The sequence below is a fragment of the Streptomyces sp. NPDC026062 genome, assembly GCF_055568375.1.
In genome coordinates this window covers 19306-35720 of record NZ_JBVHOQ010000042.1, presented here as the reverse complement: position 1 = coordinate 35720, position 16415 = coordinate 19306, and the positions used below count along the sequence as shown (strand labels likewise).

Here is a 16415-nt window from a genome sequence, read left to right as displayed (position 1 = left end):
TGGGCGGCGGCTGAGGGCGCCCGCGTGGGGCGGGTCTGTCCCGGCTGATTTATATCGTTGAAAATTTTCTGTGCACGAGTGTTGTTCTGAGTTTGGTGCTGTGGCTCAATGTTCGATTGTGTGCCGTGCCTCACAGGTTCGAGGTACTTCAGCTCTCTCGACAGGACGACGCCTTGAGACGACAAATGCCCCGATCTCGCGCTGTGTTCAGAACGGTGGCCTGTGCCGCCGCACTCCTGATTCCCGTCGGCGCCACCCTGGTCCCGGCCGCCGCGGCCACCCCGGCGACGCTCACCGCCACCTCCTCCGCGGCCCCTTCCAAGGCCGAGAACCCGACCACCGCCGTCCACGGGCTGAAGGGCGAGTACTTCAGCATGTCCGCGCCCGGTGCGCGGGACTTCGACAAGCTCGGCGGGGTGGCCCTCGACCCGCAGATCAACTTCCCCGGGCTCACCGGCACGTTCCAGTCCACCACCGGCCGGACCGAGAACACCACCGCCCGCTGGACCGGCAGCATCACGGCCCCCGAGGACGGTGACTACACCTTCGCCGCGAGCGGCGACAACGGCTTCCGGCTCTTCATCGACGGCCAGGTGGTCATCGACCACTGGGAGCCCGACTGGGACAACGAGCAGACCAGCAAGCCCATCGCGCTGAAGGCCGGAGAGCCGCACGCGTTCAAGCTGGAGATGTTCCAGGACACCGGCGGCGCCAACATGTTCCTGCGCTGGTCCAGCGCGACTCTGGCCCGGCAGATCGTGCCCGAGTCCGCCTTCACCCCTCCGTCGGACTTCGAGGTCTACCCGGTGGGGCTGGACGTCGCGGACGACGGTCTGAAGCTCCTGGCCACGTTCGAGGACAAGGTCAGTGACTACGCCGCGCTGAAGGACCACCTCACCATCGAGGCCGACACCTCGCCGATCCCGGTGAAGTCCGTCACCCGGGTGCCCGGCAACGCGGAGGCGCTGACCGTCACCCTGACCGGGCCGGTGCTGAAGGACCAGCAGGTACGGGTCGCGTACGACGGCGAAGCCGGTCTCCAGGTCGGTGGCAAGGCCGTTCCGCAGATCAGCCGTACGGCCACGAACCGGTCCACACACCGGCTGACCACGACCTGGGGCGACAGGCTCGACCGCGATCACCCGCTGCCTGAGTACCCCCGGCCGCAGCAGGTGCGCGACGACTGGAAGAACCTCAACGGCCAGTGGGAGTTCGCCGGAGCGGCGGCGGGCGAGCAGCCCGTCTTCGGCAAGACCCTCGGTGAGCGCATCACGGTGCCGTTCCCCGTCGAGTCGCAGCTCTCCGGTCTGGAGCGCCACGAAGACCACATGTTCTACCGCAAGCTCGTCACCGTCCCGAAGAACTGGTCCGTGAAGAGCGGCAAGGGTGACAAGGGCGGCAGTGTCAACCGTCTGAAGCTCAACTTCGGCGCCGTGGACTACCAGGCCCGTGTCTGGGTCAACGGCAAGCAGGTAGCCGAGCACACCGGCGGATACACGGCCTTCAGCGCGGACATCACCGACGCGGTCAAGGGCAGCGGCCCGCAGGAAATAGTTGTCGCGGTCACCGACACCACCGGCCCCGACCAGCCCACGGGCAAGCAGTCGGCCAACCCCGGCGGCATCTTCTACACCGCCTCCTCCGGTATCTGGCAGACCGTCTGGATGGAACCCGTCGCCCCGGCCGCGGTCGACTCCCTGACGACCACCCCGGACATCGGCCAGGGCCGACTCGCCCTGACGGTCAACTCCGCTGACGCCTCGAAGTCCGCCCGGATCACCGCCGTCGCCCGCGACAAGAAGGGCAAGGTCGTCGGCAGGGTCACCGGCCCGGCCAACCGCGAGCTGAGCCTGCCGGTCGCGAAGCAGCACCTGTGGACGCCCGACGACCCCTACCTCTACGACCTGAAGGTCACCCTCGACGACGGCCGCTCCAGGGACACCGTCGACAGCTACTTCGGCATGCGGTCCTTCGGCGTCGCGAAGGTCGGCGGCTACCAGAAGCTGGTGCTCAACGGGAAGCCGTTCTTCTCCCTCGCCCAGCTCGACCAGGGCTTCTACCCCGACGGCCTGAACACGGCACCCAGCGACTCCGCCCTCCTCTTCGACCTGAAGGCGCAGAAGGACCTCGGCTTCAACTCGGTGCGCAAGCACATCAAGGTCGAGCCGGACCGCTGGTACTACCACGCCGACCAGCTCGGACTGCTGGTCTGGCAGGACTTCGTCTCCGGCGACATCACCGGCGAGAAGGGCCAGAAGGCATTCCTCGACCAGGGGGCCGAGATGATGAAGCAGCTGCACGACCACCCGTCGATCGGTGCCTGGATCGTCTTCAACGAAGGCTGGGGTGAGTGGGACCGCACCGAGACCGGAAAGATCACGGAGAAGGTCCGGGCCGCCGACCCGTCCCGCGTCGTGAACGCCCACAGCGGTGTCAACTGCTGCAACTCCAAGGGCGATTCAGGCAAGGGTGACATCATCGACCACCACGACTACAACAACACCGACCCGGCCTTCCCGGACGAGAACCGTGCGGCGATGGACGGTGAGCACGGTGGCTTCACCCTGCGGTCGCCCGGACACATGTGGCCCGGTGCGCCCACCGCGATCTACAGCGGTGTCGCGGACAAGGAAGCCCTGACCGCCAAGTACGTCGAGAACACGCGGACGTACTACCTGGAGGCGGCCGGAGCCGAACTCTCCGGCTCCATCTACACCCAGGTCACCGACCTGGAGAACGAGCTCAACGGCCTCTGGACGTACGACCGCCGGGAGATCAAGGTCGACCCCGCACAGGTGCGGAAGATCAACCAGGAAGTCATCGCCGCGGGCGCGGCGGCCGGTGAGCGGGACGAGGTCAAGGGCGGCGGCGCCTGGTCACTCGACGAGAACGAGGGTACCGCGGCCGCCGACAGCGGACCGAACCACAAGGACCTCACCCTGTCCGAGGGAACGTCCTGGACGACCGGAGTGCACGGCTCGGCGCTGAAGTTCAATGGTGAGGGCCAGTACGCGCAGACCGACGGCCCGGTTCTTGACACCACCGGTGACTACACGGTGTCGGCCTGGGCGTCGCTGGACGCCCTTCCCGGCAACTACGCGACCGTCGTCAGCCAGGACGGCCGGCGCCAGGAGAACCCGTTCTACCTCCAGTACGGACAGGGAGCGTTCTCCTTCTCCACCCCGGGCGCCCACCGGGCCCGGCTGGAGATGAAGCCCGAGCTCGGCCGGTGGTACCACGTGGTCGGCGTACGCAGCGGTGACGAGATCAAGCTGTACGTCGACGGCAGGCTCGCCGCGACCGAGGCGGCCGGGACCGCCGATGTCAGCACCGGCGCGCTGTCCGTGGGCCGTGCCAAGTGGTCCGGCGGGAACACCGACTTCTGGAACGGTTCCGTCGACCAGGTCGCGCTGTACGACAGGGCACTGACCGACGGCGAGGTGAGCGCGCTGCACGCGACCGGGCAGCCGTAGCCCTCGGCTGTCCTGAGCGCCGAAGGAACGGAACCACCGAACCACTGAGCCGCTGCCCGTTGTCGCCCCGTGCGGCGGCGGGCAGCGGCATCGGGCATCTGGCGTCCCGGCGGCGATCCGGCCGGTGCTCGGCGCGCCCGGACATGACAAAGGCAAGGAGAGAACTCTCCTTGCCACTCTCAACTTATAGCGCGGCAGGGGGCTTGCCGCAAGGCCCGGGGCACGGTGCAGAATCGTCGGCCGATGCCACAAGCCGCGGAAACGGGAGCACGGCGTGCGTGTGTTGGTGTCGGCCCACGGGGGCTGCGGTGACGTCGAATCAGGGGTGCGGCCGGAAGTGCGGCCGCGAGCGCTCGGGGCGGCGCTGCGGGGACGGGCGCTGTCCGGCCCGTCGGAAGCAAGGGAGCCAGGGATGAGGATGTGCTCGACAAGAGGTTCGGCAGACGGGGAGGCGCCGGTGATCCGACCGGCCACCGCGGTGCGACGGAGCACCGCAGCCACGGAGGTATCGGCATGACCGAGAGGTACGTCCGGGATCTGGAAGAGGCCGACGAGACGCAGACGGCGGTCGTCGGCGGCAAGGGCGCGCACCTGGGAGCGCTGTCGCGGATCGAGGGCGTCCGTGTGCCGGGTGGCTTCTGCGTGACGACGGAGGCATTCCGCAGTGCCATGGCGCAGGTACCGTCGCTCAGCGGGCGGCTCGATGAGCTGTCGCAGGTGGACCCGGACGACCGGGAGACGATCCGCACCCTCAGCGCGCAGATCCGTCGGACCATCGAGGAGACCGCCGTCCCGGACGGTCCCGCGACAGCGGTCACCCGCGCGCTCGCCCGCCACGGCGAGCAGGCCGCATACGCCGTCCGGTCCAGCGCGACCGCCGAGGACCTGCCGACGGCCTCGTTCGCCGGCCAGCAGGACACGTACCTGAACGTGGTCGGGCCCACGGAGATCCTGCACCACGTCAGCCGGTGCTGGGCCTCGCTGTTCACCGAGCGGGCGGTGATCTACCGTCGGCGGAACGGCATCGACCACCGCGCGGTCCACATGGCCGTGGTCGTGCAGCAGATGGTCTTCCCGCAGGTATCCGGCATCCTGTTCACGGCCGATCCCGTCACGGGCAACCGGACGGTCGCCACCGTCGACGCGGGCTTCGGCCTCGGTGAGGCCCTGGTCTCCGGCCTGGTGAACCCGGACGTCTTCAAGGTGCGGAACGACGAAGTCGTCGCCAGGACGGTCTCCGTCAAACAGCGTGCTGTGCACGCCGTGCCGACCGGCGGTACACGAGAAGTGACGGTCGACGCGCGGCGGCAGGAGGAGCCGGCGCTGACGGATGCGCAGGCGGTGCGGCTCGTGCGGCTGGGGCGGCGGATCGAAGCGCGCTTCGGCCGTCCGCAGGACATCGAATGGTGTCTGGCCGACGACGAGTTCCACATCGTGCAGAGCCGGCCGATCACGACGCTGTTCCCCGTCCCCGAGGCCGGCGACCAGGAGAATCACGTCTATGTCTCCGTCGGCCATCAGCAGATGATGACCGACGCCATGAAACCGCTGGGCTTCTCCATGTGGCAGCGGACGGCCATGGTGGCGATGCACGAGGCCGGCGGGAGGCTGTTCGTCGACGTCACCCGGCGTCTGGCATCGCCCGCGAGCCGCGCCGGCCTCCTGGACATCATGGGGAAGGGCGATCCGCTGGTCAGGGACGCCCTGGAGACCGTCCTGGACCGCGACGACTTCGTCCCGTCGCTTCCGGACGCGGGTCCCGGCGGCCCGCCGGCCAGGAGTGCGCCCGCCGCGATCGACACCGATCCGGCCCTCGTCACCGAGCTGATCGAGCGCAGCCGGCAGTCCGTCGCGGCTCTGGAGCGTGACATCCGGACGAGGACCGGACCGGCGCTGTTCGACTTCCTGCTGGAGGCCTTCGAGGAGCACAAGCGTGCCCTCGGCGACCCGCTGAGCATGCAAGTGATCATGGCGGGGATGGAGGCCACCTGGTGGCTCAACGAGCAGCTGGAGGAGTGGCTGGGCGAGAAGAACGCGGCTGACACGCTGACGCTGTCCGCCCCTGACAACATCACGTCGGAGATGGGACTCGAACTGCTCGACGTCGCGGACGTGATCCGGCCGTATCCCGAGGTGGTGGCGTTCCTCCAGGGCATCGAGCACGTCGAGGACGAGGCCTTCCTGGACGAACTGGCGAAGCTCGCCGGCGGGACCGGTGCGCGCGATGCGGTCGAGGCCTATCTCGACCGGTACGGTATGCGCTGCGTCGGCGAGATCGACATCACGAGGCCGAGGTGGAGCGAGCGCCCCACCACACTGGTGCCGGTGATCCTCGACAACGTCAGGAACTTCGAGCCGGGCGCCGCCGGGCGGCGCTTCGAGGAGGGGCGGCAGAAGGCCCTGAAGAAGGAACAGGACGTCCTGTCACGCCTGCGTGCCCTGCCGGACGGGGACCGGAAGGCGGACGAGACCAAGCGCATGATCGACCGGGTCCGCACGTTCATCGGGTACCGGGAGTACCCGAAGTACGCCATCGTCAGCCGGTACTTCGCCTACAAGCGGGCTCTGCTGACGGAGGCGGAGCGCCTCGTGCGGACCGGTGTGCTTCCCGAGAAGGAGGACGTCTTCTACCTCACGTTCCAGGAACTCCACGACGTGGTGCGTTCGGACGAGGTGGACGATGGGCTGATCCAGCGGCGCAAGGAAGCGTTCCGGTCGCACCGTGCGCTCACGCCGCCCCGGGTGCTCACCTCGGACGGCGAGGCCGTCACCGGGGCGTACCGCCGCGACGACGTGCCGGACGGAGCCCTGACCGGCCTGGCGGTCTCCTCCGGGACCGTCGAGGGAAGGGCCCGTGTCATCCTTGACATGGCCGAGGCCGATCTCGAAGCGGGCGACATCCTGGTCACGGCGTTCACGGACCCCAGTTGGTCGCCGCTGTTCGTCGGGATCGCCGGTCTGGTCACGGAGGTCGGCGGCCTGATGACCCATGGCGCGGTGATCGCCCGGGAGTACGGCCTGCCGGCCGTCGTCGGCGTGGATCGGGCGACCCGGCTGATCCGGGACGGACAGCGGATCCGTGTGCACGGAACCGACGGGTACGTCGAGTTCCTGTAGTGAGAGGTCACGTCGGGAGGCCCGTCCGTGCGCTGCCGACCGGACGGGCGGAGCTGACCAAAGGCGGACAGTGCGGAGTTGACCGGCGGCGGACAGTGTGGAACCGGCCCAGCCGGACAGCGCCGGGCTGATCACTGCCGGACCGACACCGCCGGACAGTGCCGATAGGACGACCGTGAGGATCAAGGAATGGGAGAGCCGGAGATCCGGCGCCGTCGCGACGACGACCTGAGCGCCTGCGTGGAGGCGCTGGCCACCGTGCACCAGATGGACCGCTACCCTGCCGAGTGGCCGGACGCCCCGGCACACTGGCTGACCCCCGATGGCCTGCTCGATGTCTGGGTGGCCACGGGTGGCCCGGATGTCCTGGGACATGTGGCACTGACCTCTGCCGGCCAGGTACTGGCGGCGGACGCCGGACTGCCGCCGGACGAACTCGCCTCGGTGGCCCGGCTGTTCGCCACGGCTTCGGCGCGTCGGCGCGGCGTGGCGCGTACCCTGCTCGACACCGTGAAGGCGGCGGCGGCAGCGAAGGGCCTGCGGCTGGTCCTGGAGGTGGAGGACGGCGGCGGGCCGGCCATCGCCCTCTACGAACGGGCGGGGTGGCGCCGTGTCGGCAGCCGCCCCGGCGACTGGACGACGGCCGGCGGCCGGACGGCGCTGCTGCATACGTACCTGGCCCCGGCGTGATCCGGGCGCCTGGACCGACGGCCCCGACGCGACGCCTGCGCGTCGCGTCGGGGCCGTGGCCGCGGACGGGGAGGAGGCAGGTCAGATCACGGAGCCCAGGGTGCCTCCACCGCCCAGGTGGTGTCCTCGGTGAAGGTGGCCGGGTTGTCCCAGGCGTGCGTACCGCCCGGTGTGGCCAGCCACACCTCCGAGTCGATGTGGCGCAGATAGCTGCCCGGCAGGTTGGCGCTGGACAGCCGCACTCCTCCCGTACCGGCTACGGCGCACCAGGTGGCGTCGGCCCTGAAGAGAGCCGAGCCGTCATCGGCGTCCCGTCGCACCCGGAAGTCGCGGTGCCGCAGGAACTCGCCGGGATAGTTGCGGGACTCCAGCGAGTAGCAGTTGCTGTTGGCGAGGCCGGTGACGATTTTCCAGGTGGCGTCGTTCTTCAGCAGCGCGCCGCTCGCGCCGCTCACGACCTCGGTGAAGGCGAGCGCGTCCTGATGGCGCAGGTACTTGTCGGTGTAGCCGGGGGTGGTGACGCGCAGGGACTTGTACTGTCCGGTGGGCAGGGTCACCGGCGGGGCGGGGTTGCGTGAGGCGTCGATGAGCGCCTGGTTGGCGGCCTTCACCCGTGCGGTGTCCACCTTGACGACCTGGCGGTCGTAGGTGAGCAGCCCGTTCGCCTCGTTCTCGACATCGGTGATCTCCGTATAGACGGAGGCGGAGAGGCCTGCGGGCAGCTGGCCGGTACGGATGCTGTCCAGCAGCCCGACGAACCGGTTGTTCAGCGCGGAGACGCTCGCCTGGTCCTCGTAGCTGAAGCCGCCGCCGGGGAACCACTCGTGCCCGGGGACCTTGTAGCCGAGGCCGCCGAACTCGCCCAGTACGGCCGCGCGCGTCGCGGTCGGCGCGGTGTTGCCGGGACCGACGTAGATGTGGTTGTCGACCACGTCCCCGTTGCCGCCGTCCACGGACCCGCAGCAGTTGACCCCGCTCATGTTGTTCACCAGCCGGGACGGGTCGTACGCCTTGACCTCGTCGGCGATCCTGGCCTGGTCGTACTGGCCCCAGCCCTCGTTCTGGTCGACCCACATCACCAGTGAGGGAGAGCTGCGGTGCTGGTCGATGACTGCGTGGAACTCCGCCTCCCACTGGGTGCGGGCCGCCGCGTCGGGGCTCTTGCCGGTGTCCATGGCCGGCATGTCCTGCCAGACCAGCAGCCCCAGCTTGTCCGCCCAGTAGAACCAGCGCTGCGGTTCGACCTTGATGTGCTTGCGGACCATGTTGAAGCCGAGGTCCTTGTGGGCCTGGAGGTCCGACTTCAGTGCTTCGTCGGTCGGCGCGGTGTAGATGCCGTCCGGCCAGTAGCCCTGGTCCAGGGTGCCGGTCTGGAAGACGAACCTGCCGTTGAGGACCGGACGCAGCACGCCGTCGACCTTCGCCACGGCGATCGACCGCATGCCGGTGTAGCCGCCGACCGCGTCGGTGACCGACGCCCCGTCGAGCAGCTCCGCCTTCACGTCGTAGAGGAAGGGGTCCTCGGGAGTCCACAGATGTGGGCTCGGCACCGCGACGGAGATCTCGGAGCCGACGGTTCCGGTGGCCGTGCCGACCATGGTGCCGCCGCTGGAGACGGTGACCCGGGCGCTGCGTCCGGAGGCGGACGCGCCCTGCACCTTCACCCGCAGCGTGCTGTCGCCCAGGTTCGGTGTCATGTCGAGACGGGTGATGTGGGCCGCCGCCACCGGCTCCAGCCAGACCGTCTGCCAGATGCCGGAGGCCGCGGTGTAGAAGATGCCGCCGCCGCTGTGCGGCCGCACGTCATTGATGCGCTGCTTGCCGACGGCCTGGCCGCCCGTCTGCGTCGGGTCGTACACGGAGACCACGACCGTGTTCGTGCCTCCGTTGAGCTGCGGGGTGATGTCGTACGCGAAGGAGTCGTAACCGCCCTTGTGCACACCGGCCTGGGTGCCGTTGACCCAGACCGTGGTCTGCCAGTCGGACGCGCCGAAGTTGAGCACCACCCGGCGGCCGTTCCAGCCGGACGGCACGGTGAAGGTGCGCTTGTACCAGAGCTTGTCGTTCTCGGTGATCTTCCGCTGGATGCCGGAGAGCGCGGACTCCGCGACGAACGGCACACGGATCTGATCGGGGAACGAGGACGGCTGCCCGGCGTCCCGGCCGGTCACCGCGAAGTCCCATATGCCGTTGAGATTGGCCCAGTCGGTCCGGGTCAGCTGAGGGCGGGGGTACTCCGGCAGTGGCTTGTCGACCGGGACCTGGCCGGACCACGGCGTCGTCATGGGGGACGGCTTCGGCGCCCAGGAGGCGGCACCGGCCGGTGCGGAGCCGGCTCCCACCAGCGCCGAGGACACCAGCGCCAGCAGTCCGGTGGTGGCGATGGCCCGTCTCCACCAGGGGCGCCGGCCGGGTACGCGTAAACGGCTCATTGGTTCGTCTCCTTCGTCGGGTGCTGCCCAGGTACGGGGAGACTCCCCGCGCCGGGCGGCACGGGGAGCGGTCGGGGGTCACACGAGCTGCCAGAGGTGGTCGTCGGTGCCGTTGTCGTCGAACTGGACGGCGTGGGCGCTGTTGGTGGTGGACATGTTGTCGATGCCGAGGACCTTGCCGGAGTGGCGGTGCAGGTCTCGAAGCCCTGCCGGGGGTCACCGTGACCCGGGCGCGCGTTCTCGTCCCCGGCGAATCCGCCACCGGGGAACTGACCGTACTGGCCCATGGCCCTGCCGTACGTTCCGTACGTGTTGCGGGTGTCCTCGGCCGAACCGCTGCGCAGCGCGTACTGGGCGGGCTCACGGAAACCCTGCGCGATGTTGACGTTGTGCGGGTTGACCAGATTGTCGCCCCAGTCGGCACCGTTCGCATGGATCTTGTCGGCGAGGTCCAGCAGGAAGGTGTCTCCGGTGCGGTTGAAGAGCCAGAAGACACTGTCCAGGCCGTCGCCCCAGCGCAGCGCGATCCAGCTGGTGTTGAAGGCGCCGGGCCCCTGGGCGTTCATGTAGTGGAAGAAACGGCTGAGGAAGGGGATCACGCGGGTGTCGCCGCAGTATTCCTGCCAGGAGCGCAGGGCCTGGATCAGCGGAAGGAAGGGCCAGAAGTCCGGGCCGCCGTTCAGCGACGTACGGAGCGCCTTCGGCCCGAAGAATCCGTCGGCCTGCTGGGTGGCGAGAATCGCGTCGAACCAGCGCCGGACGGCGGCGAGTGCCTGCGCGTCGCCCGTGACGATCGCGAGGTCGGTGTAGCCGCGCAGCCAGTACGGGACCTCCTCCCAGCCGCCCAGTTCGGGGCGGACCCAGCCGGTGGCGGTGAAGTCCAGGAAGCGCGAGAACTCCTCGTACCGGCCGCACAGACCCTCCAGTTGGAGCTTCAGCTGTCCGGCCAGCCAGCCGCGCGCGGTGACCCGGCCGGGCGGGAGCCTGAGGAACGCGGTGGGGTGCAACGGCGCGGCGTTGGGGGAGTAGTGGCCGCCGCGAGCCGGCTCCGCCCGGTGGCCGGCCGCGGTCGCGGTGGTGGCCCAGCGGCCGGAGGCGGCTGTGGTGGCCAGCGCGCCGGCCAGGAGTTGTCTGCGGTTCAGGGGCATGGAAGGGCTCCTGCTCTCGGCCGGCCGGCGGGGCTCCGGCTTGGGGGACGGCGCATGAACGTGCGGGGCTTGCCATGGACTCCGTGGCATCTGCCGTGAAACCCGCCTCACCCGGGACGGGTTCGGGACGCGTACGGCACGGCACGCGGTCGCGACCGGAGGGCCGGCACGACAACGTGCTTGCAACGTTGGAAAATTGGGTACCGGCGGTATGACAGCACGGCGTCGGGTGGCTGTCCAGGGGTGCGGCGGTAACCGGCGCAATGAGGGTGTCAGGTGGTGCCGGGCAACTCCGACACATTTTGGAAACGCATCGACAACGCTCTTGCCGCCCGCGCCACGGCGCCTATATAACGTTGTAAACCGAGCCGCCGAGAGGCCGCGCAGACTCTCACGACCGCAGTTCGTCCAGGTGGCGGGCTCGTGAGTAACGCAGTGACATCAGCCGCCGAGCGGCAGCCGATGCATCGTCCAGCCATGCCCGACCGCACGCCAGTCGGTGTGCCGTCATCCCCGCCAAGGAGCTCCCGCGCATGATGATCCAGCGCCGAACCCGTACCCTCGCCGTGGCCTGTCTCCTCGCCGCCACCGCCACGCTGGCCGCCTCCGGCTGCTCCAAGTCGGAGACCTCGGACACCGCGACCACCGACAGCAGCCAGGGCGCGCAGGCGGCCAAGTCCCCGGAGTCCTCTTCCGGTTCGGGCTGCTCGCTGCAGACCTACGGCGCTCCGGAGCTGGACCTGAAGAACGCGGTGGTCGGCTTCTCCCAGTCGGAGAAGGAGGCCAACCCGTTCCGGATCGCCGAGACCCAGTCCATCAAGGACGAGGCCAAGAAGGTCGGCGTCAAGAAGCTGCTCACCACCAACGCGCAGTCGCAGCTCTCCAAGCAGATCAGCGACATCCAGGACATGCTCTCCCAGGGCGCCCAGTTCCTCATCGTCGCCCCGCTGAACTCCGACGGTCTGGAGCCGGCGCTGAAGGCCGCCGCGGCCAAGAAGGTCCCGGTCCTCACCATCGACCGCAAGGTCAACTCCACCGCCTGCAAGGACTATGTGGCCTTCCTCGGCTCCGACTTCGTGGAGCAGGGCAAGCGCGCCGCGGACGCGATGATCAAGACGACCGGGGGCAGGGGCAAGGTCGCCATCCTCCTCGGCGCCTCGGGCAACAACGTCACCACCGACCGCACCAAGGGCTTCGTCGACCAGCTCGAGGCGAAGGCCCCCGGGCTGGAGATCGTCGCGCAGCAGACGGGTGAGTTCGCTCGTGACAAGGGCCAGCAGGTCATGGAGCAGCTGATCCAGTCCAAGCCCGACATCACCGCCGTCTACGCGGAGAACGACGAGATGGGCCTCGGTGCCGTCACCGCGCTGAAGGCCGCGGGCAAGAAGCCCGGCAAGGACGTCAAGATCGTCTCCGTCGACGGGACCCGCAACGCCGTCCAGGCCCTGGTCAACGGCGAGTACAACGCTGTCATCGAGTCGAACCCGCGCTTCGGCCCGCTGGCGTTCGCGACGGCCCAGAAGTTCTACGGCGGCGAGGAGATCCCGGAGAACGTCATCATCACCGACCGTGCCTACGACGAGTCCAACGCCAAGGCCTCGCTCGGCGGCGCGTTCTGACCGGGACCTGCCCCATCTGCCCGGAGCACCGGCCGGCGCCGGCCGCGTGCTGATCCGTACGCGGCCCCCGGCCCGCACCGGCCGTGTCCGACCACCCGCCGCCGTGACGTCGCCACCCGTCACGGCGGCCCCGGGCCCCACCCTTGGAAGAGCGGAAGGCCAAGAACAGCCATGGCACCACCCGAAGCAGTACCGCAGCCGCCGCAGCCGGCCGCCGACGCGAAGGAGGCATCCGCTCCGGGCGCCGACGGGCAGGACGCCACCGCGCCGGCCACCGGCGCACCGCAGGTCTCCGCGCCGGCCACCGGTGCACCGCACGCCTCCGCACCGGCCGCGGCCGTCCTCGAAGCCCGCTCGGTGAGCAAGCGGTTCCCCGGCGTCGTCGCCCTCGACGGTGTTTCCTTCTCCCTGCGTGCCGGGGAGACCCACGCGCTCGTCGGCGAGAACGGAGCCGGGAAGTCCACCCTGATCAAGGTGCTGACCGGTGTATACCGGCCCGATGAGGGCGAACTGCGGCTGGCCGGCGAACAGATTGCCTTCGCCCGGCCGTTCGAGGCGCAGCAGGCCGGCATCTCCACGATCTACCAGGAGGTGAACCTCGTCCCGCTGATGAGCGTGGCGCGCAACATCTTCCTCGGCCGGGAGCCCAAGAACCGCCTGGGTCTCATCGACTTCGCCCGGATGCACCGCGAGACGACCGAACTCCTCGACGGCTTCGGTGTGCGTGCCGACCCGAAGAGGCCCCTGCACACCCTCGGCATCGGCACCCAGCAGATGGTCGCACTGGCCCGCGCCGTCTCGGTCAACGCCCAGGTCGTCATCATGGACGAGCCCACCTCCTCGCTGGAGCCACGCGAGGTCGAGACCCTTTTCCGGGTCATCGGGGACCTGCGCGCACGCGGGATCGCCGTCCTCTACGTCAGCCACCGCATGGATGAGCTCTACCGGATCTGCGACCGTGTCACCGTCCTCCGCGACGGCCGGCACATCCACACCGGCGACCTCGCCGACCTCGACCGCATGCAACTCGTCTCGATGATGCTCGGCCGCGACCTGGCCGAGGTCCGCCGCTCCGGTCTCACCAGCTTCGGCTCCGAGGGCCACGATGCCTCCCGCACCCCCGTGCTCACCGCGACCGGTCTCTCCCGCGACCACCAACTGCACGACATATCCCTGTCGTTGTACGGGGGCGAGGTCCTCGGCCTCGGCGGCCTTCTCGGTTCCGGCCGCAGCGAGACCGCGAAGGCGCTGGCCGGTGCGCTCGCCCTGGACTCCGGTGAGATCTCCATCGGCGGACGCACCCTGCGCCGCCTCACATCGGCCGGGGCCATCCGTGCGGGCATCAGCCTGCTGCCCGAGGACCGCAAGGCCGAAGGCATCGTGCCCGGACTGTCGGTCCGCGAGAACATCGTGCTGGCCGCGATGCCCCGCCTCTCCCGTGCCGGCATCGTCTCCCGTGCCAGGCAGGACCGCATCGTCGACGTCTTCATGAAGCGGCTGCGGATCAAGGCCGCGAGCCCCGAGCAGAAGGTCGGCGAGCTCTCCGGCGGAAACCAGCAGAAGGTCCTGCTGGCCCGCTGGCTCTGTCTGGAGCCCAAGGTCCTGCTCCTCGACGAACCCACCCGCGGCATCGACGTCGGTGCCAAGGCCGAGGTCCAGAGCCTCATCGACGACCTCGCCCGCGAGGGCCTCGCCGTCCTGCTCATCTCCTCCGACATCGAGGAACTCATCGAGGGCGCCGACCGCATCGTCGTCCTGCGCGGCGGCGCGGTCGCGGGCGAACTGTCGGGCGACGAAGTGGCGGAGAGCCATCTGCTCGAAGTGCTCGCCGACCACTCACCGGCGCCCGAGGGCAAGGCCCCGGCCGTCAAGGAGGACCCCCGATGACCCAGGCCGCAGTCCCCACCCCCGCAACCCGCCCGCTGGCCCGGCTGCGCGACCCCTCCTGGTACCAGGAGTACGGCGTCTACCTCGCCGTCGCGGTCGTCCTCCTCTTCAACGCCCTGTTCACCGAGCACTTCATGACCGCGGACAACCTCCGCACCCAGCTCGTGCAGGTCGCCCCCATCGTCATCGTCGCCCTCGGCATGGCGCTCGTGATCGGCACGGAAGGCGTCGACCTCTCCGTCGGTTCGACCATGGCACTGGCCACCGCGCTGCTGCCGCTCTACCTCGGGTACGGGCTGGTGCCCGCCCTCGTCATGGCGCTGCTGGCCGGGGCCGTCGTCGGAGCAGTCAACGGCTCACTGGTCTCCCTCGTCGGGCTCCAGCCGATCGTCGCCACGCTCGCCCTGTTCGTCGGCGGCCGGGGCCTGGCCCTGGTCATGGCCGACGGTCAGCTCAAGCAGATCGTCAACCCCGACCTGCTCTCGCTCGGCACCGGTTCCTTCCTGGGCATTCCCCTGGTCGTGCTCATCGCAGCCGTCCTCGCGGTCGCCGTCGCCTTCCTGGTCCAGCGCACCACCTTCGGCCGCCAGATCGTCGCCATCGGCGGCAACCGCTCGGCCGCGGCCCTCGCCGGACTTCCCGTGCGACGCGTGCTCATCGGTGTCTACGTGCTCTGCGGAGTCCTGGCGGCCCTGGCGGGCATCCTCGCCACCGCCCGGCTCACCGCCAGCGACCCCTCCTCGCTCGGCACCCTCATGGAACTCTCCGCCATCACGGCGGTCGTCGTCGGGGGCACCCCGCTCAACGGCGGCTCCATCCGGGTCCTCGGAACGGTCGCCGGAGCCCTGCTGATGCAGCTGCTGCGCGCCACCCTCGTCAAGCACGACCTGCCCGACTCCACCGCACAGATCGCCCAGGCGGCCATCATCATCGCCGCCGTCTACGTCGCCCGGGAGCGTCGGTCCCGATGAACGAAACCTCCTCCGCACCCCTGGCCGAGGCCCGGGCACCGCGCAAGACCCCGACAGCGGCCGGCGACAGCGCGGCCCGCCCCCCGGCAGGGCAGCGCATCGCCGGACTCCTCCAGCGCCAGGGCGTACTCGCGGTCCTGCTCACGGTCGTGATCGTCGCGTCCTTCATCTACCCGACGTTCGCCACGCTGGACAACGCCCGCGGTGTGACCATCCAGGCCTCGTTCCTGGCCGTGGTGGCACTCGGCATGACCATGGTCATCATCACCGGCGGCATCGACCTGTCCGTCGGATCGGTCTTCGCGCTGGGGGGTGTGCTCGCCGCCTGGGCCTCGCAATGGGGCTTCCTGGCCGCCCTGTTCGTCCCGCTCCTGGTGTGCGGTGCGATCGGACTGCTCAACGGATTCCTGGTGGCCCGCGCGGGAATGGCACCCTTCATCGTCACGCTCGCCACCCTGCTCGGGGCACGCGGCCTGCTCCTCGCGTTCACCGACGAGGGCGCCACCACCTATCTGGTCCCCAAGGACTCCGCCTTCGCCGATCTCGGACAGGGCAGCGTCCGGGGCTTCGGCTACCCGATCCTGATCGCCCTGGCGCTGTTCGGCATCGGCGGACTGCTTCTCCAGCGCACCTCGTTCGGGCAGACGCTCTTCGCGGTCGGCGGCAGCAGCGACGCGGCCACGCTCATGGGCCTGCCCGTCGCCCGCACCAAGATCCTCGTCTACACGCTCAGCGGGCTCCTGGCCGGACTCGCCGGCGCGCTCAACGCGGCCAGGCTCTCCTCCGGCGTCACCATCGTCGGCGTGGGCATGGAACTCGACGCGATCTCCGCCGTCGTCATCGGCGGCACCCTCCTGATCGGCGGCGCCGGATCGATCAGCGGAACCCTCTGGGGCGTACTGCTGCTGGCGGTCATCCAGAACCTGATCAACCAGATCGGGTCGCTGAACTCCTCCTACCAGTCGGTCGTCAGCGGCGGGTTCCTTATCGTTGTCGTCGTGGCCCAGCGCTATCTGTCGCGCAGCCGCAGAACCACCTGAACCGGTGCCGGGGCCCGCCGCCCCGGCACCGTTCGTAC

8 protein-coding genes and 1 pseudogene are annotated in these 16415 nt (G+C 69.6%); 7 read left to right on the top strand and 2 right to left on the bottom strand.

The window, feature by feature from the left end:
- The first annotated feature begins 185 nt into the window (after window positions 1-185).
- The 3 genes from ACZ4LX_RS30485 to ACZ4LX_RS30475 all read left to right on the top strand — a co-directional run bounded on the left by ACZ4LX_RS30485 (window position 186) and on the right by ACZ4LX_RS30475 (window position 7280).
- A complete protein-coding gene (locus tag ACZ4LX_RS30485; RefSeq protein ID WP_467650113.1) occupies window positions 186-3473 on the top strand; it encodes a LamG-like jellyroll fold domain-containing protein in 3288 nt (1095 codons plus the stop codon).
- A 513-nt stretch (window positions 3474-3986) separates the two neighbouring features.
- On the top strand, window positions 3987-6590 hold the full coding sequence (gene rph, locus ACZ4LX_RS30480) for a rifamycin-inactivating phosphotransferase (RefSeq protein ID WP_467650112.1): 2604 nt from the start codon (window positions 3987-3989) through the stop codon (window positions 6588-6590).
- 189 nt (window positions 6591-6779) lie between these two features.
- On the top strand, window positions 6780-7280 hold the full coding sequence (locus ACZ4LX_RS30475; RefSeq protein ID WP_467650111.1) for a GNAT family N-acetyltransferase: 501 nt from the start codon (window positions 6780-6782) through the stop codon (window positions 7278-7280).
- 86 nt (window positions 7281-7366) lie between these two features.
- Here ACZ4LX_RS30475 and ACZ4LX_RS30470 read toward each other — a convergent pair whose 3' ends face one another.
- Complete coding sequence (locus tag ACZ4LX_RS30470) at window positions 7367-9712, bottom strand: AbfB domain-containing protein (RefSeq protein WP_467650110.1); 2346 nt, start codon at window positions 9710-9712, stop codon at window positions 7367-7369.
- 191 nt (window positions 9713-9903) lie between these two features.
- A pseudogene (locus ACZ4LX_RS30465) lies at window positions 9904-10860 on the bottom strand (beta-L-arabinofuranosidase domain-containing protein); the annotation flags it as partial.
- A 533-nt stretch (window positions 10861-11393) separates the two neighbouring features.
- On the opposite strand from ACZ4LX_RS30465, the gene ACZ4LX_RS30460 reads away from it, so the two are divergent.
- From ACZ4LX_RS30460 to ACZ4LX_RS30445, 4 genes are all read left to right on the top strand, one after another.
- Window positions 11394-12479 (top strand): ABC transporter substrate-binding protein, encoded by a 1086-nt coding sequence (locus tag ACZ4LX_RS30460; RefSeq protein WP_467650109.1) that lies wholly within the window; start codon window positions 11394-11396, stop codon window positions 12477-12479.
- A gap of 171 nt (window positions 12480-12650) precedes the next feature.
- The gene (locus tag ACZ4LX_RS30455; RefSeq protein WP_467650108.1) at window positions 12651-14366 is read left to right on the top strand and encodes a sugar ABC transporter ATP-binding protein; all 1716 of its coding nucleotides are present in this window, start codon (window positions 12651-12653) and stop codon (window positions 14364-14366) included.
- On the top strand, window positions 14363-15337 hold the full coding sequence (locus ACZ4LX_RS30450; RefSeq protein WP_467650106.1) for an ABC transporter permease: 975 nt from the start codon (window positions 14363-14365) through the stop codon (window positions 15335-15337). Before ACZ4LX_RS30455 ends, ACZ4LX_RS30450 begins: the two co-directional genes overlap by 4 nt.
- Window positions 15334-16377: an ABC transporter permease gene (locus ACZ4LX_RS30445; protein ID WP_467650105.1), complete on the top strand. Its 1044-nt coding sequence runs from the start codon at window positions 15334-15336 to the stop codon at window positions 16375-16377. The genes ACZ4LX_RS30450 and ACZ4LX_RS30445 overlap by 4 nt, the downstream gene beginning before the upstream one ends.
- Window positions 16378-16415 lie beyond the last annotated feature (38 nt).

Coding starts and splice junctions, on each gene's coding strand:
- ACZ4LX_RS30470 (WP_467650110.1), bottom strand. CDS start 9,712: ATGAGCCGTTTACGCGTACCCGGCCGGCGCCCCTGGTGGAGACGGGCC.
- ACZ4LX_RS30475 (WP_467650111.1), top strand. CDS start 6,780: ATGGGAGAGCCGGAGATCCGGCGCCGTCGCGACGACGACCTGAGCGCC.
- ACZ4LX_RS30460 (WP_467650109.1), top strand. CDS start 11,394: ATGATGATCCAGCGCCGAACCCGTACCCTCGCCGTGGCCTGTCTCCTC.
- rph (WP_467650112.1), top strand. CDS start 3,987: ATGACCGAGAGGTACGTCCGGGATCTGGAAGAGGCCGACGAGACGCAG.
- ACZ4LX_RS30450 (WP_467650106.1), top strand. CDS start 14,363: ATGACCCAGGCCGCAGTCCCCACCCCCGCAACCCGCCCGCTGGCCCGG.
- ACZ4LX_RS30485 (WP_467650113.1), top strand. CDS start 186: ATGCCCCGATCTCGCGCTGTGTTCAGAACGGTGGCCTGTGCCGCCGCA.
- ACZ4LX_RS30455 (WP_467650108.1), top strand. CDS start 12,651: ATGGCACCACCCGAAGCAGTACCGCAGCCGCCGCAGCCGGCCGCCGAC.
- ACZ4LX_RS30445 (WP_467650105.1), top strand. CDS start 15,334: ATGAACGAAACCTCCTCCGCACCCCTGGCCGAGGCCCGGGCACCGCGC.